This is a genomic window from Variovorax sp. GW822-FHT04A09, from assembly GCF_058801005.1.
In genome coordinates this window covers 491,530-516,849 of record NZ_JBXAMV010000001.1, presented here as the reverse complement: position 1 = coordinate 516,849, position 25,320 = coordinate 491,530, and the positions used below count along the sequence as shown (strand labels likewise).

The 25,320-nt window shown below is 68.9% G+C and carries 29 protein-coding genes; 13 read left to right on the top strand and 16 right to left on the bottom strand.

Features of this window, described 5'->3' with window-relative positions:
• The first annotated feature begins 156 nt into the window (after positions 1–156).
• Positions 157–798, top strand: a complete 642-nt coding sequence (locus AC1RLW_RS02200) for a DUF1294 domain-containing protein (RefSeq protein ID WP_493192093.1) — start codon at positions 157–159, stop codon at positions 796–798.
• Between the two features lie 19 nt (positions 799–817).
• Here the strand turns inward: AC1RLW_RS02200 and AC1RLW_RS02195 are convergent, their stop codons facing one another.
• Complete coding sequence (locus tag AC1RLW_RS02195; RefSeq protein WP_159276554.1) at positions 818–3,205, bottom strand: YgiQ family radical SAM protein; 2,388 nt, start codon at positions 3,203–3,205, stop codon at positions 818–820.
• A 156-nt stretch (positions 3,206–3,361) separates the two neighbouring features.
• Here AC1RLW_RS02195 and AC1RLW_RS02190 point away from each other — a divergent pair, with 156 nt between their 5' ends.
• Positions 3,362–4,303 (top strand): bifunctional helix-turn-helix transcriptional regulator/GNAT family N-acetyltransferase, encoded by a 942-nt coding sequence (locus AC1RLW_RS02190; protein ID WP_493192092.1) that lies wholly within the window; start codon positions 3,362–3,364, stop codon positions 4,301–4,303.
• A 3-nt stretch (positions 4,304–4,306) separates the two neighbouring features.
• On the opposite strand, the gene AC1RLW_RS02185 is transcribed toward AC1RLW_RS02190, so the two are convergent.
• From AC1RLW_RS02185 to AC1RLW_RS02175, 3 genes are all read right to left on the bottom strand, one after another.
• On the bottom strand, positions 4,307–5,089 hold the full coding sequence (locus tag AC1RLW_RS02185) for a 3-hydroxybutyrate dehydrogenase (protein WP_062481077.1): 783 nt from the start codon (positions 5,087–5,089) through the stop codon (positions 4,307–4,309).
• Positions 5,090–5,162: 73 nt separating this feature from the next.
• Positions 5,163–6,389 carry a patatin-like phospholipase family protein gene (locus AC1RLW_RS02180; RefSeq protein WP_493192091.1) on the bottom strand — a complete coding sequence of 409 codons (1,227 nt, stop codon included), beginning with the start codon at positions 6,387–6,389 and terminating at the stop codon, positions 5,163–5,165.
• 73 nt (positions 6,390–6,462) lie between these two features.
• Positions 6,463–6,912 (bottom strand): CHRD domain-containing protein, encoded by a 450-nt coding sequence (locus tag AC1RLW_RS02175; RefSeq protein ID WP_070060984.1) that lies wholly within the window; start codon positions 6,910–6,912, stop codon positions 6,463–6,465.
• Between the two features lie 105 nt (positions 6,913–7,017).
• Between AC1RLW_RS02175 and AC1RLW_RS02170 the strand changes: the two genes are divergently transcribed.
• The gene (locus AC1RLW_RS02170; RefSeq protein WP_493192090.1) at positions 7,018–7,572 is read left to right on the top strand and encodes a DUF924 family protein; all 555 of its coding nucleotides are present in this window, start codon (positions 7,018–7,020) and stop codon (positions 7,570–7,572) included.
• Here AC1RLW_RS02170 and AC1RLW_RS02165 read toward each other — a convergent pair.
• Positions 7,569–8,498 carry a YihY/virulence factor BrkB family protein gene (locus tag AC1RLW_RS02165; protein WP_159276544.1) on the bottom strand — a complete coding sequence of 310 codons (930 nt, stop codon included), beginning with the start codon at positions 8,496–8,498 and terminating at the stop codon, positions 7,569–7,571. The genes AC1RLW_RS02170 and AC1RLW_RS02165 overlap by 4 nt on opposite strands.
• A 46-nt stretch (positions 8,499–8,544) precedes the next feature.
• Here AC1RLW_RS02165 and AC1RLW_RS02160 point away from each other — a divergent pair, with 46 nt between their 5' ends.
• Genes AC1RLW_RS02160 through AC1RLW_RS02150 form a run of 3 tightly spaced genes read left to right on the top strand, consistent with a single transcriptional unit; the run spans position 8,545 to position 10,742 of the window.
• Positions 8,545–9,135, top strand: a complete 591-nt coding sequence (locus AC1RLW_RS02160) for a chromate transporter (RefSeq protein WP_062481071.1) — start codon at positions 8,545–8,547, stop codon at positions 9,133–9,135.
• Entirely contained in the window at positions 9,132–9,731 is a 600-nt protein-coding gene (locus tag AC1RLW_RS02155) for a chromate transporter (protein ID WP_062481069.1), read from the top strand. The genes AC1RLW_RS02160 and AC1RLW_RS02155 overlap by 4 nt, the downstream gene beginning before the upstream one ends.
• Positions 9,732–9,776: 45 nt before the next feature.
• Complete coding sequence (locus AC1RLW_RS02150) at positions 9,777–10,742, top strand: aldo/keto reductase (protein ID WP_493192089.1); 966 nt, start codon at positions 9,777–9,779, stop codon at positions 10,740–10,742.
• Between the two features lie 7 nt (positions 10,743–10,749).
• Here AC1RLW_RS02150 and AC1RLW_RS02145 read toward each other — a convergent pair whose 3' ends face one another.
• Positions 10,750–11,271 carry a GNAT family N-acetyltransferase gene (locus AC1RLW_RS02145; RefSeq protein WP_062481065.1) on the bottom strand — a complete coding sequence of 174 codons (522 nt, stop codon included), beginning with the start codon at positions 11,269–11,271 and terminating at the stop codon, positions 10,750–10,752.
• A gap of 42 nt (positions 11,272–11,313) precedes the next feature.
• Between AC1RLW_RS02145 and AC1RLW_RS02140 the strand changes: the two genes are divergently transcribed.
• The 3 genes from AC1RLW_RS02140 (at position 11,314) to AC1RLW_RS02130 (ending at position 13,525) form a co-directional block, all read left to right on the top strand.
• Entirely contained in the window at positions 11,314–11,913 is a 600-nt protein-coding gene (locus AC1RLW_RS02140; protein ID WP_492696910.1) for a helix-turn-helix domain-containing protein, read from the top strand.
• Between the two features lie 120 nt (positions 11,914–12,033).
• On the top strand, positions 12,034–12,204 hold the full coding sequence (locus AC1RLW_RS02135; RefSeq protein ID WP_167395039.1) for a hypothetical protein: 171 nt from the start codon (positions 12,034–12,036) through the stop codon (positions 12,202–12,204).
• A gap of 115 nt (positions 12,205–12,319) precedes the next feature.
• A complete protein-coding gene (locus tag AC1RLW_RS02130; protein ID WP_493192088.1) occupies positions 12,320–13,525 on the top strand; it encodes an NAD(P)/FAD-dependent oxidoreductase in 1,206 nt (401 codons plus the stop codon).
• A 15-nt stretch (positions 13,526–13,540) separates the two neighbouring features.
• Here the strand turns inward: AC1RLW_RS02130 and rlmB are convergent, their stop codons facing one another.
• The 4 genes from rlmB to AC1RLW_RS02110 all read right to left on the bottom strand — a co-directional run bounded on the left by rlmB (position 13,541) and on the right by AC1RLW_RS02110 (position 16,621).
• Positions 13,541–14,287 carry a 23S rRNA (guanosine(2251)-2'-O)-methyltransferase RlmB gene (gene rlmB / locus AC1RLW_RS02125; protein WP_493192087.1) on the bottom strand — a complete coding sequence of 249 codons (747 nt, stop codon included), beginning with the start codon at positions 14,285–14,287 and terminating at the stop codon, positions 13,541–13,543.
• Between the two features lie 33 nt (positions 14,288–14,320).
• Complete coding sequence (locus tag AC1RLW_RS02120; protein WP_493192086.1) at positions 14,321–15,310, bottom strand: hypothetical protein; 990 nt, start codon at positions 15,308–15,310, stop codon at positions 14,321–14,323.
• Between the two features lie 4 nt (positions 15,311–15,314).
• Positions 15,315–15,836, bottom strand: a complete 522-nt coding sequence (locus AC1RLW_RS02115) for a ribosomal protein L7/L12 (protein WP_095947227.1) — start codon at positions 15,834–15,836, stop codon at positions 15,315–15,317.
• A 62-nt stretch (positions 15,837–15,898) separates the two neighbouring features.
• Positions 15,899–16,621, bottom strand: a complete 723-nt coding sequence (locus AC1RLW_RS02110; protein ID WP_390343429.1) for an ABC transporter ATP-binding protein — start codon at positions 16,619–16,621, stop codon at positions 15,899–15,901.
• Positions 16,622–16,657: 36 nt separating this feature from the next.
• Here AC1RLW_RS02110 and AC1RLW_RS02105 point away from each other — a divergent pair, with 36 nt between their 5' ends.
• On the top strand, positions 16,658–17,293 hold the full coding sequence (locus tag AC1RLW_RS02105; RefSeq protein WP_172438263.1) for an arylesterase: 636 nt from the start codon (positions 16,658–16,660) through the stop codon (positions 17,291–17,293).
• A 93-nt stretch (positions 17,294–17,386) separates the two neighbouring features.
• Here the strand turns inward: AC1RLW_RS02105 and AC1RLW_RS02100 are convergent, their stop codons facing one another.
• From AC1RLW_RS02100 to AC1RLW_RS02090, 3 genes are all read right to left on the bottom strand, one after another.
• Positions 17,387–17,590, bottom strand: a complete 204-nt coding sequence (locus tag AC1RLW_RS02100) for a hypothetical protein (protein ID WP_062480739.1) — start codon at positions 17,588–17,590, stop codon at positions 17,387–17,389.
• Between the two features lie 70 nt (positions 17,591–17,660).
• A complete protein-coding gene (locus AC1RLW_RS02095) occupies positions 17,661–18,626 on the bottom strand; it encodes a hypothetical protein (RefSeq protein WP_493192085.1) in 966 nt (321 codons plus the stop codon).
• A 6-nt stretch (positions 18,627–18,632) separates the two neighbouring features.
• Positions 18,633–19,826 (bottom strand): PLP-dependent transferase, encoded by a 1,194-nt coding sequence (locus AC1RLW_RS02090; protein WP_070060997.1) that lies wholly within the window; start codon positions 19,824–19,826, stop codon positions 18,633–18,635.
• 134 nt (positions 19,827–19,960) lie between these two features.
• Between AC1RLW_RS02090 and AC1RLW_RS02085 the strand changes: the two genes are divergently transcribed.
• The 3 genes from AC1RLW_RS02085 (at position 19,961) to AC1RLW_RS02075 (ending at position 22,223) form a co-directional block, all read left to right on the top strand.
• Positions 19,961–20,716, top strand: a complete 756-nt coding sequence (locus AC1RLW_RS02085; RefSeq protein WP_062480745.1) for a M48 family metallopeptidase — start codon at positions 19,961–19,963, stop codon at positions 20,714–20,716.
• Positions 20,717–20,795: 79 nt separating this feature from the next.
• Positions 20,796–21,677 carry a helix-turn-helix domain-containing protein gene (locus AC1RLW_RS02080; RefSeq protein WP_493192084.1) on the top strand — a complete coding sequence of 294 codons (882 nt, stop codon included), beginning with the start codon at positions 20,796–20,798 and terminating at the stop codon, positions 21,675–21,677.
• 75 nt (positions 21,678–21,752) lie between these two features.
• Positions 21,753–22,223 carry a VOC family protein gene (locus AC1RLW_RS02075; RefSeq protein WP_062480749.1) on the top strand — a complete coding sequence of 157 codons (471 nt, stop codon included), beginning with the start codon at positions 21,753–21,755 and terminating at the stop codon, positions 22,221–22,223.
• Positions 22,224–22,254: 31 nt separating this feature from the next.
• Here AC1RLW_RS02075 and AC1RLW_RS02070 read toward each other — a convergent pair whose 3' ends face one another.
• The 3 genes from AC1RLW_RS02070 to AC1RLW_RS02060 are packed head-to-tail and all read right to left on the bottom strand — an operon-like array spanning position 22,255 to position 25,312.
• Positions 22,255–22,779 carry a phosphoribosyltransferase gene (locus AC1RLW_RS02070; protein WP_062480750.1) on the bottom strand — a complete coding sequence of 175 codons (525 nt, stop codon included), beginning with the start codon at positions 22,777–22,779 and terminating at the stop codon, positions 22,255–22,257.
• A gap of 18 nt (positions 22,780–22,797) precedes the next feature.
• Positions 22,798–24,129, bottom strand: a complete 1,332-nt coding sequence (locus AC1RLW_RS02065) for an adenylosuccinate synthase (RefSeq protein ID WP_062480752.1) — start codon at positions 24,127–24,129, stop codon at positions 22,798–22,800.
• A 22-nt stretch (positions 24,130–24,151) separates the two neighbouring features.
• Complete coding sequence (locus AC1RLW_RS02060; RefSeq protein WP_493192083.1) at positions 24,152–25,312, bottom strand: ATP phosphoribosyltransferase regulatory subunit; 1,161 nt, start codon at positions 25,310–25,312, stop codon at positions 24,152–24,154.
• Between the last annotated feature and the right edge of the window lie 8 nt (positions 25,313–25,320).

Sequence of the window (25,320 nt, the reverse complement as noted above, 5' to 3'; positions counted from 1 at the left end):
CTGACGGGCGCGGCGCGAGGCGCGCGCGAACGTCAGCGGCAGGTCGACGAAGGGGGAGAGTGATGCAGGTGCATGAGCGGCCGATGATAGGAGCGGCGCCCCGCGCCCACAAGAGAGAATCGCCCGCATGTGCCCTGCCCTCTTTCACCGCTATCCATGAAGCGCCAAGGTCGACTCGTTCGTTGGGAGGCCGAACGCGGCTTCGGTTTCATCCGCAGCCCGGAGGTGTCGGCCGACGTGTTCGTGCACCTGCGCGACTTTCGCGACCGTCAGCTGAAGCCGCAGGTCGGCATGGCGGTGCACTTCGAAGAGATCCATGTCGGCGGCAAGGGGCCGCGGGCCATGGCCGTGGAAGCGGCTGCGGCCTCGGCCGGTGCCGTACCCCGCGCAGCCTCACGCGCGCAGCCGCGCCGGCCTTCAGGTCGCAGCGCGGCCGGCACGCCGTGGGGCGCGTGGCTGATCGGGGTCTATGTGCTGGGCCTGGGCGCCGCCGTCTGGCTCGGCCGCCTGCCGCTGTTTGCGCTGGCGGTCGTCGCGGGGCTGAGCCTGCTTACCTTCGGCGCCTACGCCTTCGACAAGCGCGCGGCGCAGGCCGGGCGCTGGCGCACGCAGGAAAGCACGCTGCACCTGCTCGCGCTCGCGGGCGGCTGGCCGGGCGCTTGGTGCGCGCAGCAGCTACTGCGGCACAAGTCGAGCAAGGCGAGTTTCCTGTGGAGGTTCCACGTCACGGTCGCGCTGCACTGCGCGGCGCTGGGGGCGTGGGTGTTCTGGCTGTCGAAGCACGCGGCCTTCGGCTGACCGCGCCTTCGACCAGGCCTCAACGCACCTTGCGCGAAGGCTTGTTGAGCGGCTTGCCGCCGCTGCCGTTGTCGCGCGGCGGCAGGCCCGTGTGCTGCGTGAGGATGCGGCCCTTGGAGGGCTTCACCGGCGCGAGCCTGACCGGTGCCGCAGCTTTGGCGGCCACCGGCGCGGAGGTCGAGTTCTTGCGGCGCGCGCTGGTGTAGCCGCCATCGGTCAGCGGCTGCCACGTCGGGATCAGGTGGTGCTTGCCGTTGCCGATGAGGTCGGCGCGGCCCATGCTCTTCAGGGCTTCGCGCAGCAGCGGCCAGTTGTTGGCATCGTGGTAGCGCAGGAAGGCCTTGTGCAGGCGGCGGCGCTTGTCGCCGCGCACGATGTCCACCGTCTCGCTCTCGCGCGTGATCTTGCGCAGCGGGTTCTTGTTGGTGTGGTACATCGTCGTCGCCGTGGCCATCGGGCTCGGGTAGAACGTTTGCACCTGGTCGGCGCGAAAGCCGTTCTTCTTGAGCCAGATCGCGAGGTTCATCATGTCCTCGTCGCTGGTGCCCGGATGCGCGGCGATGAAGTACGGGATGAGGTACTGCTTCTTGCCCGCCTCGGCCGAGTACTTCTCGAACATCTGCTTGAACTTGTCGTAGCTGCCGATGCCGGGCTTCATCATCTTCGTGAGCGGGCCCTGCTCGGTGTGCTCGGGCGCGATCTTCAGGTAGCCGCCGACGTGGTGCTGCACCAGCTCCTTCACGTACTCGGGCGACTGCACGGCCAGGTCGTAGCGCAGGCCGGAACCGATGAGGATCTTCTTGATGCCCTTGAGCGCCCGCGCGCGGCGGTAGATCTTGATGAGCGGGTCGTGGTTGGTGCCCAGGTTCGGGCAGATGCCCGGGTACACGCAGCTGGGCTTGCGGCACGCCGCCTCGATCGCGGGGCTCTTGCAGCCCAGGCGGTACATGTTGGCCGTGGGGCCGCCCAGGTCGGAGATGGTGCCGGTGAAGCCGCTGACCGAATCGCGGATGGCCTCGACCTCCTTGATGATCGAGTCTTCCGAGCGGCTCTGGATGATGCGGCCCTCGTGCTCGGTGATCGAGCAGAAGGTGCAGCCGCCGAAGCAGCCGCGCATGATGTTCACGCTGAAGCGGATCATTTCCCACGCGGGGATCTTGGTCGCGCCGTCGTGGCTGCCGTTCTCGTCGGCGTAGCGCGGGTGCGGGCTGCGCGCGTACGGCAGGTCGAACACGTGGTCCATCTCGGCCGTGGTGAGCGGAATGGGCGGCGGGTTGATCCAGACGTCGCGCGCCGTGGCGCCCTCGCCGTGCGCCTGCACCAGTGCGCGGGCGTTGCCGGGGTTGGTTTCCAGGTGCAGCACGCGGTTGGCGTGAGCGTAGAGCACCGGGTCGCTGCGCACCTGCTCGTACGAAGGCAGGCGGATCACCGAGCGGTCGCGCGGCGGCACGGCGATCTTGCCGCGGCCTTGCAGCGCCGGGTTGGGCACGAAGTTCAGCGGCTTGATGGCGGGGTTGACGACCGAACCGGCGGCAGAGCCCGCGGCTTCGGCGGCCTTGGCGACAGCTTCGGCCTCGTCTTCCTTCGCGCAGGTGGCGCCGTTGGCCTTGGCCTGGTCGGACACCATCAGGTACGGGTTGACGTGCGCCTCGACGCGACCGGGTTCATCGACGCTGGTGGAGTTGATCTCGAACCAGGCCTCGGGCGTTTCGCGGCGCACATAGGCGGTGCCGCGCACGTCGGTGATCTGCTGCACCGGCTCCTTGGCGGCCAGGCGGTGCGCGATCTCGACGATGGCGCGCTCGGCGTTGCCGTACAGCAGCAGGTCGCACTTGGCATCGACGACGATGGATCGGCGCACCTTGTCCGACCAGTAGTCGTAGTGCGCGATGCGGCGGAGCGACCCTTCGATGCCGCCGAGGATGATCGGCACGTCGTTCCAGGCTTCCTTGCAGCGCTGCGAATACACGATGGCCGCGCGGTCGGGGCGCGAGCCGCCGACGTCGCCGGGGGTGTAGGCGTCGTCGCTGCGGATCTTCCGGTCGGCCGTGTAGCGGTTGATCATCGAATCCATGTTGCCGGCCGTGACGCCGAAGAACAGGTTCGGCTTGCCCAGCACCTTGAAGGGCTCGGCGCTTTGCCAGTCGGGCTGCGCGATGATGCCCACGCGGAAGCCCTGCGCCTCGAGCATGCGGCCGATGACCGACATGCCGAAGCTGGGGTGGTCGACGTAGGCGTCGCCCGTGACCACGATGATGTCGCAGCTGTCCCAGCCGAGCGCGTCCATCTCCTTGCGCGAGGTCGGCAGGAACTTGGCCGTGCCGAAACGGGCCGCCCAGTACTTGCGGTAGCTGGTCAGCGGCTTGGCGGCACGCGCAAAAAAGGAGACGTCGACGGGGGCGTTCATCGGTGGAAGCGGACAGCGCCGGGGCGCCGCCTGTGTGGGCAACCCTCGATTTTAGGGTTTTCCAGCATTTCTGTCGCCCTGAAGATCCCTTGCCCCGGGATGCGAGGGCTCTTATTTGATTGCTAAAGTCAACCAATTTGAATGACAATGGCAACCATGCCCACACCAACACCCTCCGTCGACCCGTCCGCCGTCAAGGCCATCCGCCGCTTCAACCGCTTCTACACGCGCCGCATCGGCGCCCTCGACCCCTACCTGGGCAGCGACCTGTCGCTGACCGACGTGCGCGTGCTCTACGAGCTGGCGCACCGCGAAACCCCCGTCGCCAGCGAGATCGGGCGCGACCTGGGCTTCGACGCCGGCTACCTCAGCCGCATCCTGCGCCGCTTCGAAACCCACGGCTGGCTCACGCGCGAGCCGCACCCGCGCGACGCCCGCCAGAGCGTGCTGCGCCTGACCGAAGCCGGCCATGCCGCGTTTGCGCCGCTGCAACAGAAATCGCGCGACGAAGCCGCCGCCCTGCTCGCCGCGCTGCCGCCGGCACAGCAGAACCAGTTGGTGCAGGCCATGGACACGGTGCAGTCGCTACTCGAACCTGCCGCGCCGCCGGCCCGGCCCCAGGCCGCCGTGCTGCGCGACCCGGCGCCCGGCGACATCGGCTGGGTGGTGCAGCAGCACGGCGAGCTGTACGCGCGCGAGTACGGCTGGGATCACCGCTTCGAAGCGCTCGTGGCGGGCATCGCGGGCGAGTTCCTGCTCAAGTTCCAGCCCGAATGGGAGCGTTGCTGGATCGCCGAGCTCAACGGCGAGCGCGTCGGCGCGATCTTCGTGGTGCGCAAGTCGGCCACCGTGGCGCAGCTGCGCATGCTGATCCTCACGCCCGCCGCGCGCGGGCTGGGCCTGGGCGGACGGCTCGCGGACGAGTGCATCGCCTTCGCGCGCCGCAAGGGCTACAAGAAGATGACGCTGTGGACCAACAGCTGCCTCACGGCCGCGCGCAGCATCTACGCCAAGCGCGGCTTCCAGCTCACGCACTCGGAGCCGCACGAGGGCTACGGGCAGCCGCAGGTGGGCGAGACCTGGGAGCTGAAGCTGTAGCGCTTACTGCATGTACCAGCCGTGGCTCACGACGAGCGACTGGCCGGTGAGTGCATTGGTCGGGAAGGCCGCGAACAGCAGCGCCACGCGCGCCACGTCGTCGGTGGTGGTGAACTCGCCATCCACCGTCTCCTTGAGCATCACGTTCTTGACGACCTGCTCCTCGGTGATGCCCAGCGTCTTCGCCTGTTCGGGAATCTGCTTCTCGACCAGCGGCGTGCGCACGAAGCCCGGGCAGATCACGTTGGCGCGCACGCCGTGCTTGGCGCCTTCCTTGGCGACCGTCTTGGCCAGCCCGATGAGGCCGTGCTTGGCCGTCACGTACGGCGCCTTCAGCAGCGATGCCTCCTTCGAGTGCACCGAGCCCATGTAGATCACGCTGCCGCCGCGGCCTTGCGCGTACATGTGCTTGAGGCAGGCCTTGGTGGTGAGGAACGCACCGTCCAGGTGAATGGCGAGCATCTTCTTCCAGTCGGCGAAGCTGAACTCGTCGACCGGATGCACGATCTGGATGCCGGCGTTGCTGATGAGGATGTCGATGCCGCCGAAGGCCTTCGCGCCCTCTTCCACCGAGGCATTGACCTGGTCTTCGTTCGTCACGTCGACGCCCACGCCGATGGCCTGCGCGCCCGTGGCCTTCAGTTCGGCGGCCGTGGCATCGGCCGCTTCCTTGTTGAGGTCGGCAATGATGATCTTTGCGCCTTCCTGCGCGAACAGGATGGCGATTTCCTTGCCGATGCCGCTGGCCGAGCCGGTGATGTAGGCGACCTTGTCCTTGAGTTGCATGGTGAAGCGTCCTTGGAAGTGGTGGATAGGAAAAAAACGAGCAAGAACCGGGCACGCGCCCGGCTGACGTCCCTCAGCGGGACAGCCCCGGCCGCTTGATGCGCCCGGTGCCCGGCTCGCCGAGGTCGAAGGTGGTCACGCCGTTCACCGTGGCGTCGGCGCGCAGCGTCTCGGGATGCGCGAGCGTCTTGCCCATGTCGCGCACGCCCGATTCCCAGTGCTCCTCGACCGCGGCACGCGAGAACTCGTAGTCCTTCGACTCAAGCTCGTACGTCTTGTCGCGGTAGATCAGGTGAAAGATGTCGATCGGCTCGTGCGTGAGCTGCGCCTGCACCTCGACCACGCTCGGGTCGTTGCGCAGGCCGGGCGGCAGCTTGGCGATCAGGTCGGCAATGGCCTGCTGCAGATTCATGTTGGCCGCCAGCGCATCTGTGTTCAGGCGCGTGCGGCTCGAGTAGGTGATGTCCTTCTGGCGCTCCATCACGCCCGACAGCGTGTGCGGCATCTCGCCGCGCGCGTTGAACAGGTCGACCTGCAGCACCACCAGTGCCTCGGAACGCGGATGCGTGTCGAGCACGTACTGCAGCGGCGTGTTCGAGACGATGCCGCCGTCCCAGTAGTCGTCGCCGTCGATGTGCACCGGTGCAAAGCCCGGCGGCAATGCGCCGCTGGCCATGATGTGCTCGGGGCCGATGCGCTGTCGCGTGTTGTCGAAGTACACCGAGTTGCCGGTGCGCACATTGACGGCGCCCACGCTGAAGCGCGCCTCGCAGGCGTTGATGCGGTCGAAGTCGATGAGCCGCTCCAGCGTGGCCTTCAACGGCGAGGTGTCGTAGTAGCTCAAGAGCGGCGCGGCACCGCCCAGCAGCAGGGCCGGCGAATAGCGCGGCTCGAAGAAACCGGGGATGCCGACCAGCGAGGCCATGGTGGCGCTCCACTGGTTCTGCGTGGCGCGGTCGCCGAGCCACGACGGCAGGCGCTGCGCCGGACCCGAAGACACCAGGTGCCAGAACTCGCGCAGCCGGTCGACCCGCTGCGCGGGCGCGTTGCCGGCGATGAGCGCGGCGTTGATGGCGCCGATCGACACGCCCGCGATCCAGTGCGGCTGCAGGTCGGTCTCGCTGAGCGCGGCGTACACGCCCGCCTGGTAGGCGCCGAGCGCACCGCCGCCCTGCAGCACGAGCGCCTTGCGGGCGGCGCGCATGCCTTCGCGGCGGGCGATGAAGGGATGGGGTGGTGCGTGCGAAGAAGAGGAAACAGCGGTGGCGGCGCGAGGCTTTTTCTTGGGTGTCGTCGTCATGCGGTCATTGGACACCAGCCCCGCGACAGCCACCTGACCAGGGGCCTTTTCGCGGCTTCGGCCCGGACGAATCTCACATCTTCGGCAGCATCTGCCCGCGGATCTCGCCGCCCGGGTTGGCGGCTGTGTGGATGTTGGCGTACCACTTGCCGGCCACGAGGTCGGCCGCCTGCGCCGGCGTGAGCGTGGCCTGGCCCTCGATCGGGCTGGCCGGACTCGCGAAGGGCAGCACCACGCCGGCATTCGCGCCCGCGGCGGCGGGCCCGTGGAAGTGGGCCGCCGTGGCCGGGCCGCTCAGGCCTTCGTAGGTGATCTTGTACTTGAGCACGTTGGTGTCACGGTTGAGCCAGGCCTCGGCCATGCCGCTGCCGCGCGTCATGTTGGGCGGCACCTGGCTGGCCGCGTTCATCGCGCCGCTGAAGCTCGCGACGTTCGACTTCGACATCATTCCGCAGCCGGCCAGTGCGACGGCGGCCAGGCCCGCGACGAGGGTGCTGCGCCAGAGTGTGCGAGTGTTGTTCATGGTCGGGGTCTCCTGTGGATGAAAGCATTCAGCATAGGCAGACGCCGCCTGCGGCCTTGTCGGCCAGCGCCCCTTCTTCGCACGCCTGTGCAAGAGAATGCAACGATGATTTCCGACGACACCCTTCCCTCCGCATACGACGTGGTCGCCTTCTGGCGCGATGCCGGCCCCGAGCGCTGGTTCGCGAAAAGCGATGCCTTCGATGCCGCATGCATCGACCAGTTGGCCGCCGCCCACCAGGCCGCGGCCAGTGGCCGGCTCGACCACTGGGCCGACACCGCCGAAGGCGCGCTGGCGCTGCTGGTGCTGCTCGACCAGTTCCCGCGCAACGCCTGGCGCCAGAACCCGCACATGCTCGCCACCGACGGCCTCGCGCTGGCCGTGGCGCGCCGCGCCGTCGAGGCCGGCTTCGACCGGCAGGCCGAGGCGCTGATGCAGCGCTTTTTCTACCTGCCCTTCATGCACTCGGAAGTACTGGCCGAGCAGGAGCGTTCGGTCGAACTCAACGCCACGCAGGACGCCAGCACGCAGCACTTTGCCGTGCTGCACCGCGACATCGTGGCGCGCTTCGGGCGCTTTCCGCACCGCAACCGGATGCTCGGGCGCACCACCACGCCGGAAGAGCAGGCGTTTCTCGACGAAGGCGGCTTCGCCGGCTAGGCCGTGTCGACGTGCGCGGGCAGCGGCACGTCGCGTGTCGGTGAGGCGTGACCTGCCGGCTCAGCCAGGGTGTCTTTCATCGAGCCGTAGGTGCGCGCATAGACCCAGGTGAACTCGGCGCCCAGCAGAAAGATCTGCGCCGAGTAGTACACCCACACCAGCACCACCACCAGCGAGCCGGCCGCGCCGTAGCCCGAGGCCACGCTGCTCTTGCCGATGTACAGGCCGATGAGGTGCTTGCCCACCGTGAACAGCAGCGCCGTCACCGCCGCGCCCACCCACACGTCGCGCCACTGCACCTTGGCGCGCGGCATGATCTTGTAGATCATCGCGAAGATCACCGTGACCATCGCGAAGCTGAAGACGAAGTTCACCACCTGCGCCAGCGTGGCCCAGGCACCGAACATCGGCGACCACCACTTGCCCAGCGCGGCCAGCGCCGCGCTCGCCACCAGCGACACCATGAGCAGGAAGCCGATGCCCATGATCATGCTGAACGACAGCAGCCGCACGCGCAGCATGTTGAAGACGCCCTTGTTGCGGGTGCGCGCGGGAGCACGCCAGATGCGGTCGAGCGCGTCCTGCAGCTCGCCGAAGACGGTGGTCGCGCCCACGATCAGCAGCGCGATACCGACCACCGTGGCCACGATGCCCTCGGTCGGCTTGTTGACCGCCTGCAGCATGCCCTGCACCGCCGCCGCGCCCTGCTCGCCCATCAGGCCCGAGAGCTGCGCAAAGATTTCGCCGCGCGCGGCCTCCTGCCCGAAGACCAGGCCCGCCACCGCGATCACGATCAGCAGCAGCGGCGCGATCGAGAACACCGTGTAGTAGGCCAGCGCCGCGCCCATGCTCGGGGCGTAGTCGTTGGACCAGGAAGCGAAGGCGCGCCGGCAGAGATCGAAGAGTGCGCGAAGTCGAATGAGCATGGCGTCGGGTCCCGGTGAAGCAGTGCGCCTACGATAATCGTTCCACATGCATCCGTCCGCCCCTGCCGCGGCATCGCCGCCCGACCACCCGCAGCCCGCGTCGCCACGCGACCTTTTCGTTTCATTCACCTGGCTCGCGCTGCAGGGCTTCGGCGGCGTCCTCGCCATCGTCCAGCGCGAGATGGTCGAGAAGAAGAAATGGCTCACGCCCGACCAGTTCCTCGAGGACTGGGCCGTGGCGCAGGTGATGCCGGGGCCGAACGTGATCAACCTCGCGCTGATGATCGGCGACCGCTACTTCGGCCTGCGCGGCGCCGTGGCCGCGGTGGCGGGCATGCTCACCGTGCCGCTGTTCGTGATCCTCGCGCTGGCCGTGCTCTATGCGCACTACGCTGCCAACCCGCAGGTGGCCGCCGCATTGCGCGGCATGGGCGCGGTGTCGGGCGGGCTCATTGCCGCCACGGGCATCAAGCTGATCCCGCAACTGCGCAAGCACCCGCTGGGCTTTGCGACCTGCCTGGCGTTCGTGGCGCTGGTGTTCGCGGCCATCGCGCTGCTGAAGATTCCGCTGGGGTGGGTGCTGCTCGCTGTGGGCGGCGTGGCCTGCGTGTGGACCTGGAAGAAGATCGCGCCATGAACATCGTCATGCAATGGCACGACTGGCTGGCCCTCTTCGGCCAGTACCTGCTGCTGTCGCTGCTGTCGATCAGCGGCGCGATCACCACGGTGCCCGACATGCACCGCTACCTCGTGGCGCAGCACGGCTGGCTCACCGAGGCGCAGTTCACCTCCTCGGTCGCCATCGCCCAGGCCGCGCCCGGGCCCAACGTGTTGTTCGTCGCGCTGATGGGCTGGAACGTCGGGCTCAACGCGGGCGGCGGCATCGGCGCCGGGCCCATGGCCTGGCTGCTCGGCTTCTTCGGCCTGATGGTCACCATGGTCGGCATCATGCTGCCGAGCACCACCCTCACCTACGTCGCCACGCGCTGGGGCCACCGCAACCGCACGCGCCGCGAAGTGCGCGCCTTCAAGCAGGGCATGGCGCCGGTGGTGGTCGGGCTGCTCATCGCCACCGGCTGGGTGCTGGCCGGCGGCAACCAGTCGACCGGCGTGCCGGCCTGGCACCTGTGGCTGCTCAGCGGCGTGGCCGCGCTGGTGGTCTGGCGCACGCGCATCCACCTGCTGTGGCTGCTGGGCTGCGGCGCGGCGCTGGGCGCGGTAGGCTTCGTTTGAGCCTTTTTCCTTTCTGCATACTTTTTCTTTCAGGAGCCCTCTGCCATGTCGCAACTTCGTCCGCTCGGCCGTTCCAGCCTTCGGGTGTCTCCCCTCGCCTTCGGTGGCAACGTGTTCGGCTGGACCGTCGACGAGGCGGCCTCGTTCAAGCTGCTCGACGCCTGGCTCGACGCCGGCTTCAACTTCGTCGACACCGCTGACGTCTACTCGGCCTGGGTGCCGGGCCATGTGGGCGGCGAGTCGGAAACGATCATCGGCAAGTGGCTCAAGCACAGCGGCAAGCGCAACCGCGTGGTGCTGGCCACCAAGGTCGGCAAGCCGATGGGCGAAGGCAAGGTGGGCCTGTCGCCCAAGTACATCCGCGAGGCCGTCGAGGCGTCGCTCAAGCGCCTGCAGACCGACTACATCGACCTGTACCAGTCGCACGACGACGATGCCAACACGCCGCTCGAAGACACGCTGGGCACCTTCGACGCGCTCATCAAGGAGGGCAAGGTGCGCGCCATCGGCGCCTCGAACTACACGGCGCCGCGGCTGGCCGAGGCGCTCGACGTGTCGGAGCGCCTGGGCATCGCGCGCTACGAGAGCCTGCAGCCGCTGTACAACCTGTACGACCGCGCAGTGTTCGAGGACGCCCTGGAGCCGCTGTGCCTCAAGCGCGAAGTGGGCGTGATCAACTTCTACGCGCTGGCGGCGGGTTTTCTCACCGGCAAGTACCGCACCGAGGCCGATGCGGCCAAGAGCGCGCGCGGCGCCAACACCACGAAGAAGTACCTCAACCCGCGCGGCCTGCGCATCCTCGATGCGCTGGACAAGGTGGTCCAGCAGTACAACGCCAAGCCCGGCCAGGTCGCCATCGCCTGGCAGATCGCACGGCCCGGCGTGACGGCGCCGATCGCCAGCGCCACCTCGCTGGCGCAGCTCGAAGAGCTGGTGGTGGCCACGCAGCTCAAGCTGGACGCGGGCACCATCGACATGCTCGACCGGGCCAGCGCCGAGACGCCGGCCTGAGCCCCCGCTAGCCGTCGACCGGGTTCAGCGGCGTCGCCAGGATGCGCTGGTAGAACGCCACGTCGAGCCAGCGCCCGAACTTGAAGCCGGCCTGCCGCACGGTGCCTGAATGCGTGAAGCCCAGGCGCTCGTGCAGCGCGATGCTGCCGGCGTTCGACGCGTCGATGGCGCCGACCATCACATGCACCTCGCGCGCGATCGCCTCGGCCACGATCGCCTCCATCAGCGTGCGACCCAGGCCCTCGCCGCGGTGCGCGGCGTCGACGTACACCGAGTGCTCGACCGTGTACTTGTAGGCCGGAAAGGCGCGGAACGTGCCGTAGCTTGCGAAGCCCAGCAGCTTGCCGTTGTCGTCCACCGCACCGATCACGGGAAAGCCGCCGGCGCGCTTGGCGGCGAACCACGTCACCATGTTCTCGGGCGTGCGCGGCTTGTAGTCGTACAGCGCGGTGGAGTTGACGATGGCCTCGTTCAGGATCGCCAGGATGGCGCCTGAATGGGCTTCTTCGGTGCAGGCGATGAGACGCATGGTGTTTCTCTGTCGTTCAATATAAGAGAATAATAATCTCATATGGGAAACACTTCACCTTCCACCTCCTCGCCGGCGCCGGCCGATGGCCACATCGACGCGCTCATCGCCACGCGGCTGCTGGCGCTGCGGCAAGCGCAGGGGCTCAGCCTCGCGGACCTGGCCGGGTTGTCGGGCGTGAGCAAGGCGATGATCTCCAAGGTCGAGCGCGCGCAGAGCAGCCCCACCGCCGTGCTGCTGGGCAAGCTGGCCGCCGGCCTCGGGGTCTCGCTGGCGCAGCTTCTCACCGAGGACAAGGCGCAGCCGCAACGGCTGCGCAAACGGGCTGCGCAGGAGGTCTGGCGCGACCCCGAGGCAGGCTACCTGCGCCGCCAGGTCGCCGAGCGCGGCGCGGGCAGCGGCGTGGAGCTGGTCGAGGTCGAACTGCCGCGCGCCGCGCAGGTCGGCTATCCGCGATGGAGCGGCACGCCGTACCGGCAGAGCCTGTGGATGCTCGAGGGCGCACTGCAGGTCGACTACGGCGACGAGCGCTTCGAGCTCACCCCGGGCGACTGCCTCGACTTCGGCGTCGACCGGCCGCTGGTCTTCAAGGCGCTGGGGGCCACCGCCTGCCGCTACCTGCTGGTCGCCGTTCCCGATTGATTGAACGATTGCCTGACCGATGCGGTAGGCAAGCTCCCACACGCAGAGACGACTCAGGCCGGTCCGGGCCACGGGGTGCGTCGGGATACTGCAAGGCATCTCAGCTACCGGAGCCGCACGATGTCCTTTGCGCTTTACATGATCGGCTTTCTGATCTTCCTGGCCGGGGTCGCCTGGGGCGCCTCGGTGGCCGGCGTGCCCACGCTCTACATCGGCATCGGCGCGCTGATCCTGCTGGGCATCGGCGTCTTCAGCGCCGTGGCCCGCACGCGCAGCAAAGACCCGTCCTGAACGAGCCTGATCGCTTCACAGATCAGTTCACACAGGCTTCACGCCCGGCGCACATGGCGTCGCTAACTTCGCAGGCGCACCACACCCCGTGGTGCACTTTGCAAGTCAGCCTCCCATGCACGCCTCTTCTTCCTGTCTCTTTTCTCCCCACGCACCGTCCTCGTCGGCCGCGCCCTGCCCCGCGCCGGCCTTCGTGACCGACCCGGGAACGGCCTGCACCCAGGTCGACCTGCTCGTCATCGGCGCGAGCTTTGCCGGGCTGGCCTGCGCCCGCGCCGCCGCCAAGGCCGGCCTGCGCGTGATGGTGCTCGAGAAGAAGGCCGCCGCCGGCGCCAAGCTGCACACCACCGGGATCATCGTCAAGGACGCGGTCGACAGCGTGCCGTGGCTGGCCGAAGTGCCGCCCGCGCTGGTGCGCCGCATCGAAGGCGTGCGGCTGTACGCGCCCGACATGCACCACGTCGACCTGCACGCGCCCGGCTACTGGTTCTGGGCCACCGACGCGCCCGCGCTGCTCGACTGGATGGTGGAGTCCACCCGCGCCTGCGGCGTCGAGGTGCGCCTGGGCACGCTGTTCGAGCAGGCGCTGTGGGCGAATGGCCGCTGGGAGGTGCCGGTGGCGCAGGGCCCGTGCATCCGCGCGACCTACCTCGTGGGCGCCGACGGCCCGCATTCGCGCGTGGCAAAGGCGCTGGGCCTGTCGCGCAACACACGCTTTCTCTACGGCGTGGAGCACGAGTACCAGGGCGCGCGCATGGCGCCCGACTTGCTGCATTGCTTCATCGACCGCCGGCTCGCGCCGGGCTACATCGGCTGGGCGCTCGATGGCGTGGGCGTGAGCCAGATCGGCCTGGCGCGCCGCATGGGCCGCCACGACACGGGCGCGCTGCGGCTCGATCCGCTCTTGCGCAAGATCGCCTCCGTGGTGTCGCCCGGCGACGCGCCGCCGGTCGCCGTGCGCGCCGGGATGATCCCCTGCGGCGGCGTGTTGCCGGTGGTGGCCCGCGAACGGGCGCTGCTGGTGGGCGATGCGGCGGGCATGGTGTCGCCCGTGACGGCCGGCGGCATCCACACGGCGCTGCAGCACGGCGAGCGCGCCGGCGAGGCCGTGGCGCGCTTCGTGCGCGGCGAGGCGGACGACCCCGCGACGTGGTTCGTGCGCGGCTACCCGCGCTTTCTGATGAAGCGCACGCTGCGCTGGGCCTTCGACCACTTCCAGAGCGACTGGATGTTCAACCGCCTGCTCGGCACGGCGCCGATGCGGCGTGCGGCGGAGCTGGTGTACTTCCACCGCAAGGGCAGCGGGCCCATGGCCCGCTAGCCCGCTAGCCTGAGGTCAACCGCCGCGCTGGCGCATGGCCTCGTAGAGGCACACGCCGCTGGCCACCGACACGTTCAGGCTCTCGACCGCGCCGGCCATGGGGATGCTCACCAGCTCGTCGCAGGTCTTGCGCGTGAGCTGGCGCATGCCCTCGCCCTCGGCGCCCAGCACCAGCGCCAGCGGACGCTTGAAGTCGCTCTGGTAGATCGTGCCCGGCGCGTCGTCGCTGGTGCCCACGCACCAGATGCTGCGCTCCTTGAGCTCGTTGAGCGCGCGTGCGAGGTTGGTCACCATGAAGTACGGCACGGTCTCGGCCGCGCCGCTCGCCACCTTGGCGACGGTGGCGTTGATGCCGGCCGCATGGTCCTTGGGCGCGATCACCGCATGGGCGCCGGCGCCGTCGGCCACGCGCAGGCAGGCGCCGAGGTTGTGCGGGTCGGTCACGCCGTCGAGCACCAGCAGCAGCGGCACGGTGCCGGCCTCCTCGAGGCCTTCGAGCAGCTCGTCGAGCGAGCGGACCTGGGCCACGGGCTCGACCCGCGCGACCACGCCCTGGTGGCCGTGGCTGCCGCTGAGCTTGGACAGCCGCAGGCCGTCGGCCTCGACCAGCCGCACGCCGGCTTCTTGCGCACGCGCAATGAACTGTTTCATGCGCGCATCGCGCCGGCTGGCATCGAACATCACTTCGAGCACCGATTTCGGCGCGGTCTTGATGCGCACGCCCACGGCATGGAAGCCGAAGATCACTTTAGGGGAAGACATCCCCTGATTATCGAGGGCGCGGCGCCCTCGCCCTCAGGCCAGCGGCAAACCGCTGTTCGCGCGGGTGCGTTCGTCGTGCAGTTCCTGCACCACCAGGGCGTTCATGTGCACCTTCAGCGTGTTGCCCACGCTGCCCAGGTACTGGCAGGCGGCATACCCTTCGGCGGCCTTTTCGTAACGTGCCACCCAGGCGTCGCGCGCGGGCAGCCGGTCGGGCGACACGGGCCAGACGCCCGGGCGCGGCCGCAGGTGTTCGGCGATGCCCACGCGCCAGGGCTTGGCGCTCAGGCGGGCGCGAAAGCAGTTCTGGTTGCGGCACATCCGCGCGTAGACCTTGTCGGCGCCCAGCGTCTGGAACACGTCGGTCACGGCGGCGTCGGACGGCGCGAAGACATCGTGCATGGCCAGCACGCGCAGCCCGGCCGGCGTGCGGTACAGCCGCAGGTGCCAGTCGGGATGCTGGTGAATGAAGCGCTCGACACGCGCCCGTGCGCCCTCCAGCGGATCGCTCTTGTCCTCGGTGAGGCGCAGCCCCTCGTAGCGGGCGCGCCAGAAGCCGAAGGCTGCCACCAGCATGAAGGCAGCCACGCCCGCCATCGCCGAACGCGTGCCGTAACCCGCAACCAGCGCCCCAATGAACGCCATGCCGATCACCGTCAATCCGCGCGTACTGTCGCGCAAATCCTGGACCTCGAAGTCGACATCGACGAACAGCACGTCGGGCGTGTTGAGGCAGCGCGCGCCGTAGCCGTTGCGGGTGACGACGCTGTCGCCCTGGCGTTCGACGATCTCCTCGCGGATCGGCACGCCATTGGCGCCGTTGTAGGCCAGCTTGCGTTCGCGGCGCTCCAGCTTTTCGCCGTCGACCACGATGCGGTCATAGGCCTCGCGCGTGCGCTGGTCGGCATGGGCCTGCGCGGCCAGCGGGCTGTCGTCGGACCAGCCGAAACGGCGCACCGTGACCTGCCGGCCGGCCACCCGCTCCTGGATGCGGCCTTCGGCCCAGAACTGGGGAACGATCACGGCCTCAGGCGCCCTTGAAATACGACCACGCCGCGGCCGCAATCAGCAGCACGACGATCACCGGCAGCCACTTGAAGCCGCCGCCCGTCACGCGGCCCGGCTCGGCCATCGGGTTCACCGCCGGGCTCGACGGCAGGTGGCCGAAGTCGCCGGCGGCCGGGTTCTGGTGCGCCTCGACCAGCTGCTTGGCCTCGGCCAGGCCCAGGCCGGTGGCCTCGCGCGTGAGGCGCACGGCCTCGACCTTCTGGCCCCGCGCCAGGGCCGCGAGCGCGGCGGCCGGCACCGCGGCGGGGCCGTTGCCTTGCATGCCGCTGCCCGTCTCGGCCCCAGCCTCGCCCCGGCCCCAGTCGCCTTCCTGCCAGTCCGCAGGCGCGCCTGCGGCGACCGCGCCGCTGTTGGCATAGCGCTCGACGGCCTCCTTGGACGACTTGAGGTCCATGCCAGTGCGGTCGCGCACGATCTTGATGGCCTCGATCAGGTTGCCGCGCTCGAGGGCGGCGATGGCCTCGGGGGGAAGCTGGGTCATGAACTCTCCTCTGTGTTCGGGGAGCGCCGCGGAAGCCGGGCGCTGTCTGTCTTCTTGCGGGCTCAGGCCGCCTGCGCGACCGTCGATACGGGTGTTGTCTCGTTGAGCGCCACACGCCCGGCCTCGATGGTGATGCGCCGCTCGCACTGCGAGGCGATGCTGCGGTCGTGCGTGACCAGCACCAGCGTGGTTCCCAGCTCGCGGTTCAGGTCGAACATGAGCTTCATGACCTGCTCGCCGGTGGCGAAGTCGAGGCTGCCGGTGGGTTCGTCGGCCAGCAGCAGGGCCGGCTGGACCACGAAGGCGCGGGCCAGCGCCACGCGCTGCTGCTCACCGCCCGACAGCACCTTGGGGTAGTGGCCCAGGCGCTGGCCCAGCCCGACGCGGCCCAGCATCTCGGTGGCGGCCTTGCGCGCGTCCTTGCGGTTGGCCAGCTCGAGCGGCAGCATGACGTTCTCGAGCGCGCTCAGGTTGCCCAGCAGCTGGAAGCTCTGGAACACGAAGCCCACGCGCTGGGCGCGCAGCGCGGCGCGCTCGTCCTCGTCGATGGCGAAGATGTCGTCGCCCGCCAGCTTCACAGTGCCGCGCGTGGGCGTGTCCAGCCCGGCAATGATCGACAGCAAGGTGCTCTTGCCGGAGCCCGAGGCGCCGACGATGGCGGCGGTTTCCCGCGCGCCCAGGGTGAAATGGATGTCCTGCAGAATGTCCAGCGTGCCGGCCGAGTCGGTGACGGACTTGAAGACATGCTCGACGGCGACAATGGCATCAGACGGGGGTTGGGACATGAAAGGCTTTTCGTTTTGAATCGACGTGACTTTATCTTGACCACCGCCGCGCTCGGCAGCGCGGGGGCATGGACGGCTGCGGCGGCCCAGGCACAGACGGCATCGGCCGGCAAGCCGGTGATCCTGGTGCTCGGTGATTCGCTGAGCGCAGAGTACGGCCTCAAGCGCGGCGAAGGCTGGGTACCCTTGCTGGAAAAAAGGCTTGCGCAGCAGAAGATCGCGGCCTCGGTGGTCAATGCCAGCATCAGCGGCGACACCAGCTCCGGCGGTCGCGCCCGCTTCCCGGCCCTGCTCGCGCAGCACAAGCCCAGCCACGTGGTGCTGGAGCTGGGCGCCAATGACGCCCTGCGCGGCCTGCCGCTGTCCAACACCGAAGACAACCTGCTGCAGATCACCAAGGCCGCGCAGGCCGCGGGCGCGCGGGTTCTGATCGTCGGCATCCAGGTGCCGCCGAACTACGGCGGCGACTACACGCGACGCTTCGAGGCCGTGTTCGCGAAGGTGGCGGGCGCGACGAAGTCGGCGCTGGTGCCGTTCCTGCTCAAGGGCGTGGCCGATGCGCCCGACGCCATGACGCTGTTCCAGTCCGACCGCATCCACCCGACCGCCGCGGCGCAGCCGCAGATCCTGGACAACGTCTGGCCGGAGCTGCGCAAGCTGCTGCCCAAGTAGCCTCGCCTCCTTGCGCGCGCCCCAAAGAAAAAGCCGCCGCAGGCCTGCGCCTGCAGCGGCTTTTCTGTTTTCAGGGGTGCCAGGAACGAGGGGTCATCCGTTCTTGGTCGGCAACTCGGGCGCCGTGGGGGGATCGCGTTCGAGCGATGCCACGTCGGTCTCCGGGTCTCCAGGGGCCAGCCCGTCGCTGCTCGGATTGAGCTTGCGGTTCGCCTTCTCCCGGAGCTTTTCTTCCTTCTTTTTCTTCTTGGCCAGCTCTTTCTGGCGCTTCTCGTAGCCGTAATTGGGTGTTGCCACTGCTTCTCCTTCAGGCGAGGCAGTCAGGGTGACTGCGCTTCAGCCTACTGTAAGCGATAACGGTGCAGTCTCAAGACGCGGCGCCGGCGGCCGTTTCGAACTCGAACACACCTTGCAAACCCGGGTAACGCTGGCGCATGAACCAGCCCATGGCCCCCGCGCCGGCCACCAGGGCCAGGACCGTCGCGGCCACCATCCATCCCAAATGTTCGCCCATCGGCCAGAGAACGATCACGGCCAGCACCGGCAACAGCCCGGCGAGCGATGACAGCCACATCCAGCGCCTCGGGGCGGGCATGGGCGCCCAGGTCTGCGGGTCGATGCCGGCGTCGATGAACACCTCGGCGTCGAAGCGCAGGCGCGGCCTCGGCTGGGTGGCCAGGTGCAGCAGCAACGCACGCAGCAGCACGGCCCGGTTGCGAAAGCGAAGGACACGGCCGGTGTCGACGGTCAGCGCCAGGGGCAGCCGGATCTCCCTGGGTTCGCCACCCCGTGCCACCTGCTGGAACACCAGCCGCTTGACGATGGCTTCGCTCGATACGAACTCGGTCTTCACGTCAGGGAAACCCGCGCGCGCACGGCACACCTCGTGCCAACGCACCACCTGCGGCGATGCCGGATCGCCCCAGCACATGCCGTTCGCGTCGATCCGCAGCATCCCCTCGCCCACGCGCGGAAACTGGCGCAGCAAATACCAGATGCCGCTGCCCAGCACCCCGAAGAGGAGCAGTCCGAGCAGCAGGAGGATCGCTTCGTTGCCGCGCGCGTTGGACCAGTCCTCCTCGAGCATCACAGCGGCGACGAGCCCTGCCGCGATCAACGCGAAAAACGCCACGAAGCCGCCGATGAAGAGCCGCGTGCCGCGCAGGTCGGGCACGCCTTCCAGCGGGCCGGACTGCGCGAGCGCCTCCAGCACCTGTGCGGGCACGTCCAGCACCCGCAACGCGACGGCCCGTGACGCGGGCGACACCGCATCGCGCGCAGCCGGCGGCCCGACACGCTGGCTCTTGCGGTGTTTCCTGCCCACGGCGCGCAACAGCGCCTACATCTGCAGCAGCGCCTGCTGCAGGTCGGCACGCAGGTCGTCCACGTCCTCCAGGCCGACCGAGAAACGCACCAGCGTGCCCTTGTAGGGCCAGCGGGCCACGCTGGCGTCGCGCATCAGGCCGATGTCGTAGGGCACGACGAGGCTGATCGGGCCGCCCCACGAATAGCCGAGGCGGAAGAGCTTCAGGCTGTCGCAGAAGCGATCGACCTGCTCGGTGCTGAAGCGCTCGTCGAACACCACCGAGAACAGGCCCGCGGCCAGGTCGGTGGCGCCGCACAGCGCGCGCCAGTTGGCGTGGCCCGGCGAATCCTCGAGCGCGGGGTGCAGCACCTGCGCGATCTCTTCGCAGCCGTTGAGCCAGCCGGCCAGCTCGCGCGCCGCGCGGTCGTGCGCGGCGTAGCGCAGCGCCATGCTCGGCAGCGAGCGCAGCAGGGTTTCGACGTCGCCCACGCCGATGCCGAAGCCGGTGCGCATGTGGGTGAGCTTGAGCGCGCGGTGCAGGCGCTCGTCGCGCGTGACGACGCTGCCCATCAGCACGTCGCCGCCGCCGCTGGGGTACTTGGTGAGCGCGTGCACCGACACGTCGACGCCCTGCCCCGTGCCGTTGAAATCGAAGGGCGCGAAGGCCAGGCCCGCGCCCCAGGTGTTGTCGAGCGCGGTCATCACGCCGCGTTCGCGGCAGACCTCGGCCAGCGCCGGCAGGTTGGGGAACTCCATCGTCACCGAGCCGGCCGCTTCGAGCCACACCAGCCGCGTGCGGTGCGAGAGCTTGGCCTCCAGGTCGGACGGATTCATCGCGTCGTACAGGCGGTGCGTGATGCCGAAGTTGGCGAGCTCGCCGGTGGCCAGCGCCTTGGTGGGGCCGTAGGCGTTGTCGGGAATCAGCACCTCGTCGCCGGTCTTCAGGAACGCGAACGAGACCAGCGAGATCGCGGCCAGCCCGCTGGGCACCAGCAGGCATTCGGTGCCGCCTTCGAGCGTGGCCAGGCGTTCTTCGAGCGTGAAGGTGGTGGGCGTGCCGTGCAGGCCGTAGGTGTAGCCGGCCTTGGTCTTCCAGTCGCGCGCGCGCATGGCGGCGACGTCGGCGAAGAACACGGTCGAGGCCTTGAACACGCCGGGCTGCGGCGCAGCGAAGGTGGCCGGCGGCGTGTAGGGATGGTGGATCAGGGTCGTGGAAGGCTTGCTCATGTGCCGATGCTAGCGCCCCGCGAGGAACCCTCGACGGCCGTGACATTCTCCGTTCGATGTCGACGGCCTTGGCCGGATCGCACGCGCATTGCGGATAGAGTTGCCCCTCCGAAAATAAAGGGAGGATTTTCTCGATGCGTCATCTGCTCATCACCATCACGGCCGCTGCGGCCCTGTCCGCCTGCGGCGGCATGAAGAACCTGGATTCGAACGCGCTCGCGGGCGCCGGCGGCAGCGCCTTCAAGGCCATGTCGCTCACCGACGGCGACGTGCAGGCCCTGGCCAACCAGTCCTGCGCCGAGCTCGACAAGAGCTCCAAGGTCGCGGGCCCCGCCGATGCCTACAGCAAGCGCCTGGAGCGCGTGCGCCAGGGCCTGCCCACCACCATCGGTGGCCAGCCTGCCAGCTACAAGGTCTACCTCACGAAGGACGTGAACGCCTGGGCCATGGGCAACGGCTGCATCCGCGTCTACAGCGGCCTCATGGACCTCATGAACGACGACGAGCTGCGCGGCATCATCGGCCACGAGATCGGCCACGTCGCCCTGGGCCACAGCAAGAAGGCCATGCAGACCGCCTACGCCGTGTCGGCCGCACGCGGCCTGGCCGGCGCCACCGGCAATGCGGCGATCACGCAGCTGTCGTCCTCGCAGATCGGCGACTTCGCCGAGAAGCTGGTCAACGCGCAGTTCTCGCAGTCGCAGGAAACCGATTCGGACAACTACGCCTTCGACCTGCTGACCACGCAGAAGCTCAAGCGCGAAGGCCTCGTCACCGCGTTCCAGAAGCTGGCCAAGCTCGACGGCGGCAAGAGCTCGATGCTCAGCTCGCACCCCGCTTCCGGCGACCGCGCGGCCAACATCCAGAAGCGCCTCGCAACGAGCAAGTAAGCAGCCTGGGCCGGGGCGGCTGCTCGGCGCACAATGCGCCGATGCTCACCCGCCCGCCCTTGCCGGGGCCCGTCGCGCCATGCAGCTGACGCGGCCCCCGTCCCCTCATTTGCGGCCCTTCCTGCGGCTGCTGTGGGCCTCGGCGCCCGAGGGCACACCCGAATCACGCACCGGCGCCCGCGAGCACGTGCTGCCCACGGGCGGCATGCACCTGGTGTTCCGGCTTTCGGGGCCGCCGCTGCGACTCTTCGACGACACACGCGACCTGCGCGGCCACACGGTCGGCCATGCCATCGTCGGCGGTGCGCGCGCCGCTTTCTACCTGCGCGATGTGTCGGTGGCCACACGCTCGGTCGGTGCGCAATTGCACCCCGGTGCGGCCCGGCTGCTGCTCGGCGTACCTGAAGACGCCCTGGGCGGGCGCCACACGTCGCTCGACGCGCTGTGGGGCGAGCGGCAGACCGCCGACGCGCTCGAACAGCTGCATGCATCGTCCGACGACCCGGCCCGGCAACTGGACGTGTTCGAGGCCCTGCTGACCCGGCGCCTGGCCGCTGCCACCCTGCCCCGCACCAGCCCGCGCGGCCTGCACCCGGCCGTGGCCGCCTCGCTCGGGCAGATGACGCGCGACACGCCCGCGTCGATCGCCGCGCTGGTGGCGCGCAGCGGCTACAGCCACCGGCGCTTCATCGCGCTGTTCCGCGCGGCGATCGGGCTCGCGCCCAAGGAATACGCCCGCGTGATGCGCTTCGATCGCGTGCTGGCACTGGCCGCCGACGATCCCGCGCGCGCCTGGGCCGACATCGCGCTCACCGCGGGTTACAGCGACCAGGCGCACCTGAGCCGCGAGTTCTCGGCGCTGGCCGGCCTGTCGCCGAAGGCCTGGCGACAGACAGGCGCGACGTCGCCGCGTCATGTGCCGGCTGTCGGCACGGCAGGTCAAATTCCTTCAAGACGCTAGCGCCGGGGCTGCGCAGAATCGGCGCCACGGTCCCCGTTTCAACACGCTATTTCAGAAAGAAAGGCAGGTCCCGCCATGGCCATCCACGAGCTGTTTCCGTACCTCTGCGTCGACAACGCCGCCGCCGCCGTCGACTTCTATTGCCACGTGTTCGAGGTGAAGGAAATCTTTCGACTGACTGAGCCCAGTGGCCGCATCGGGCACGTCGAGCTGGACTTTCACAACGGCGCGATCCTGATGATCTCGGACGAGTTCGCCGAATTCAACATCCGCTCGCCCAAGGCGCTCGGCGGCAGCGCGGTCTCGCTGCACCTGCATGTGGACGATGCCGACGCGCTGGTCGCGCGCGCGGTCGCCGCGGGGGCCACGCTGGACATGGCACCGCAGGATCAGTTCTATGGGGAGCGTTCCGGCGTGTTCCGCGACCCCTTTGGTCACCGGTGGAACGTGGGGCACAGCATCGAGAAGCTGACGCCGGAGGAAATGCAGCGGCGCTACACCGCGATGTTCGACACCCCCGGCGGCGGCAGCTGCAGCAGCAGCTGAGCGTGCCGGCCGGTGGTGCCAGGGCCGGTCGTCAGACCGACCACTTCTCGATCAGCTTCTCGGCGCCGAGCGAGTCGTAGCCCTCGAAGGGCTGGTGGATCCACGGGTTGGTGGCCAGGAACTCGACCGAGTAGTCGGGCGTGAAGGTCGACAGCGCCTTGGTCCAGATGACCGCGCTGCGCAGCTCGGTGATCGGCTGGTAGTTGTTGCGCAGCATGTCCATCACGGCGTGCAGCGTGTGGCCCGAATCGGCCAGGTCGTCCACCAGCAGCACCTTGCCGGCGATCTCGCCCTTGGGGGTCGTGATGTAGCGGGCGATGTCGAGATGGCCCTGGATCGTGCCGGCATCGGCACGGTAGGAGCTGGTCGACATGATCGCCAGCGGCTTGTCGAAGATGCGCGAGAGCACATCGCCCGGGCGCATGCCGCCGCGCGCCAGGCACAGGATGGTGTCGAACTCCCAGCCCGACTGGTGCACCTTGATCGCGAGCTTCTCGATCAGGTTGTGGTACTCGTCGTAGCTGACGTAGAGATGTTTGCCGTCTTCGGTCAACATGGTCTGGTTCGTTCCTGTTCAGTCTGCGAGATAAGGGTGGCGCATCATGATCGTGTGATCGCGATCAGGGCTCGTGGACACCATGTGGATCGGCACGCCGGTGACCTGCTCGATGCGCTGCAGGTACAGCCGCGCGTTGACCGGCAGCTTGTCGTACTGCGTGACGCCCACGGTGCTTTCGGTCCAGCCTTCGAGCGTTTCGTAGATCGGCGTGCAGCGCTCGATCTCGTCCGCGCCCATCGGCAGGATGTCGGTGGTTTCGCCGTCGAGTTCGTAGCCGGTGCACAGCTCGAGCTTCTCGAGGCCGTCGAGCACGTCCAGCTTGGTGATGCACAGGCCCGACAGGCCGTTGACCTGCGCCGAGCGCTTGAGCAGCGCGGCGTCGAACCAGCCGCAACGGCGGCTGCGGCCGGTGGTCACGCCCTTTTCGGCGCCCACGGTGCTCATGTGGTAGCCGGGGGTGCCTGGCGTGGCCCAGTCGAGTTCGGTGGGGAACGGACCGCCGCCCACGCGGGTGCAGTAGGCCTTGGTGATGCCCAGCACGTAGTGCAGCATGCCCGGGCCCACGCCCGAACCGGCGGCGGCATTGCCGGCCACGCAGTTGCTCGAGGTGACGTACGGGTAGGTGCCGTGGTCGACGTCGAGCAGCGTGCCCTGCGCGCCTTCGAACAGCAGGTTGGCACCAGCCTTGTGGGCGTCGTTCAACTCGCGCGACACGTCGGCCATCATGGGCTTGAGCAGCGCGGCGTGGCGCATGGCCTCGTCGAACACGGTGTCGTAGTCGATGGCGGGCGCACCCAGCACCTGGGTCAGCACGTGGTTGTGCAGCTCGAGCAGCACGCGCAGCTTGGCCGCGAAGCGCTCGGGGTGCTTCAGGTCCTGCACGCGCAGCGCACGGCGGGCGATCTTGTCTTCGTAGGCCGGACCGATGCCGCGGCCGGTGGTGCCGATCTTCTCGATGCCGCCCTTTTCGCGGTAGGCCTCGCGCGCGATGTCCAGCGCGGCGTGGAACGGCAGGATCAGCGGGCAGGCCTCGCTGATGCGCAGGCGCGAACGCACTTCGACGCCGGCTTTCTCCAGGCCTTCGATTTCCTCGAAGAGCTTGGCGGCCGACAGCACCACGCCGTTGCCGATGTAGCACTTGACGCCCGGCCGCATGATGCCGCTCGGGATCAGGTGCAGCGCGGTCTTCACGCCGTTGATGACCAGCGTGTGGCCCGCGTTGTGGCCGCCCTGGAAACGGACCACGCCCTGGGCGCTTTCCGTCAGCCAGTCAACCAGCTTGCCCTTGCCTTCGTCGCCCCACTGGGTCCCGACGACGACCACGTTTCTTCCGGTGGTTACGCTCATGCTCGTTCCATTGCTTAAAAATTCAGATCGCTCGGATACTCCATTGGCCGGCCTGCTCGACGAGCTCGCGGTCGCAATGGAATTCATCGATTTCGCTGCCATGTCCGGGCAGCACGCAGACAACCGTTTCGCCGGCCTTGCGCAGTTGGGCGATGGCCTCGCGCAGGCCGGCCGCGTCGCTCCAGGGCGCACGGATGGCGGCGCGCAGCGGACGCGCCGGCAGCACGCCGACGAGTTCGCGCACATCGAGGCTGAAGCCGACGGCCGGACGGTTGCGGCCGAACACGGCGCCCACCTCGTCGTAGCGGCCGCCGCGCACCAGCGAGTCGGCCGCGCCCGGCACGTAGATGCCGAAGCGCATGCCGCTGTAGTAGGCGTAGCCGCGCAGGTCGGCCAGGTCGAAGCTGATCTGGCGCCCTGCCGTGCCGTTCAGGCCGGCGGCGAGTTGCTTCAGGTCGGCCAGCGCCGCGGCCACGGTGGGCGTGCCCTTCAGGGCCTTGGCGGCCTCGTCGAGCACGGCCACATCGCCGTACAGGCCCACGAGGGCGCGCAAGCCGTCGCGTGACGCAGCGGGGAAATCCTTGGTGAGCGCCTGCAGCTCGCTCGCGTCCTTGGCGGCCAGCGCGGCGTGCACGCGGGCGATCGCGGCGGCATCGACCGGCACGCCGGCGAACAGCGCGCGCACGATGCGGGCGTCGGCCAGGTCGACGATCACGCCGTCGCGCAAGCCGGCGGCGTCGAGGCAGTCGAGTGCCAGCAGCAAGGTTTCGGTGTCGGCTTCGAGGCCGGCGTGGCCGTAGATCTCGGCGCCGAACTGCAGCGGCTCGCGGGTGGCGTGCGGGCGGTCGGGCCGGGTATGGACCACCGGGCCGCAGTAGCACAAACGCGCCACGCCGTCGCGGTTCAGCAGGTGGGCATCGATGCGCGCCACCTGGGGGGTGGTGTCGGCACGCAGGCCCATGCTGCGACCGGAGAGCTGGTCGACGAGCTTGAAGGTTTGGAGGTCGAGCGCCTCGCCGGTGCCCGAAAGCAGCGACTCCAGGTGCTCGAGCAGCGGCGGCATCACCAGCTCGTAGCCATAGCCACGGGCGGTATCGAGCAGCTGGCGTCGAAGTTCTTCGATGTGGCGCGCCTCGGAGGGCAGCACATCGGCAATGTGATCCGGGAGGACCCAGGCGGACATGGGGATCG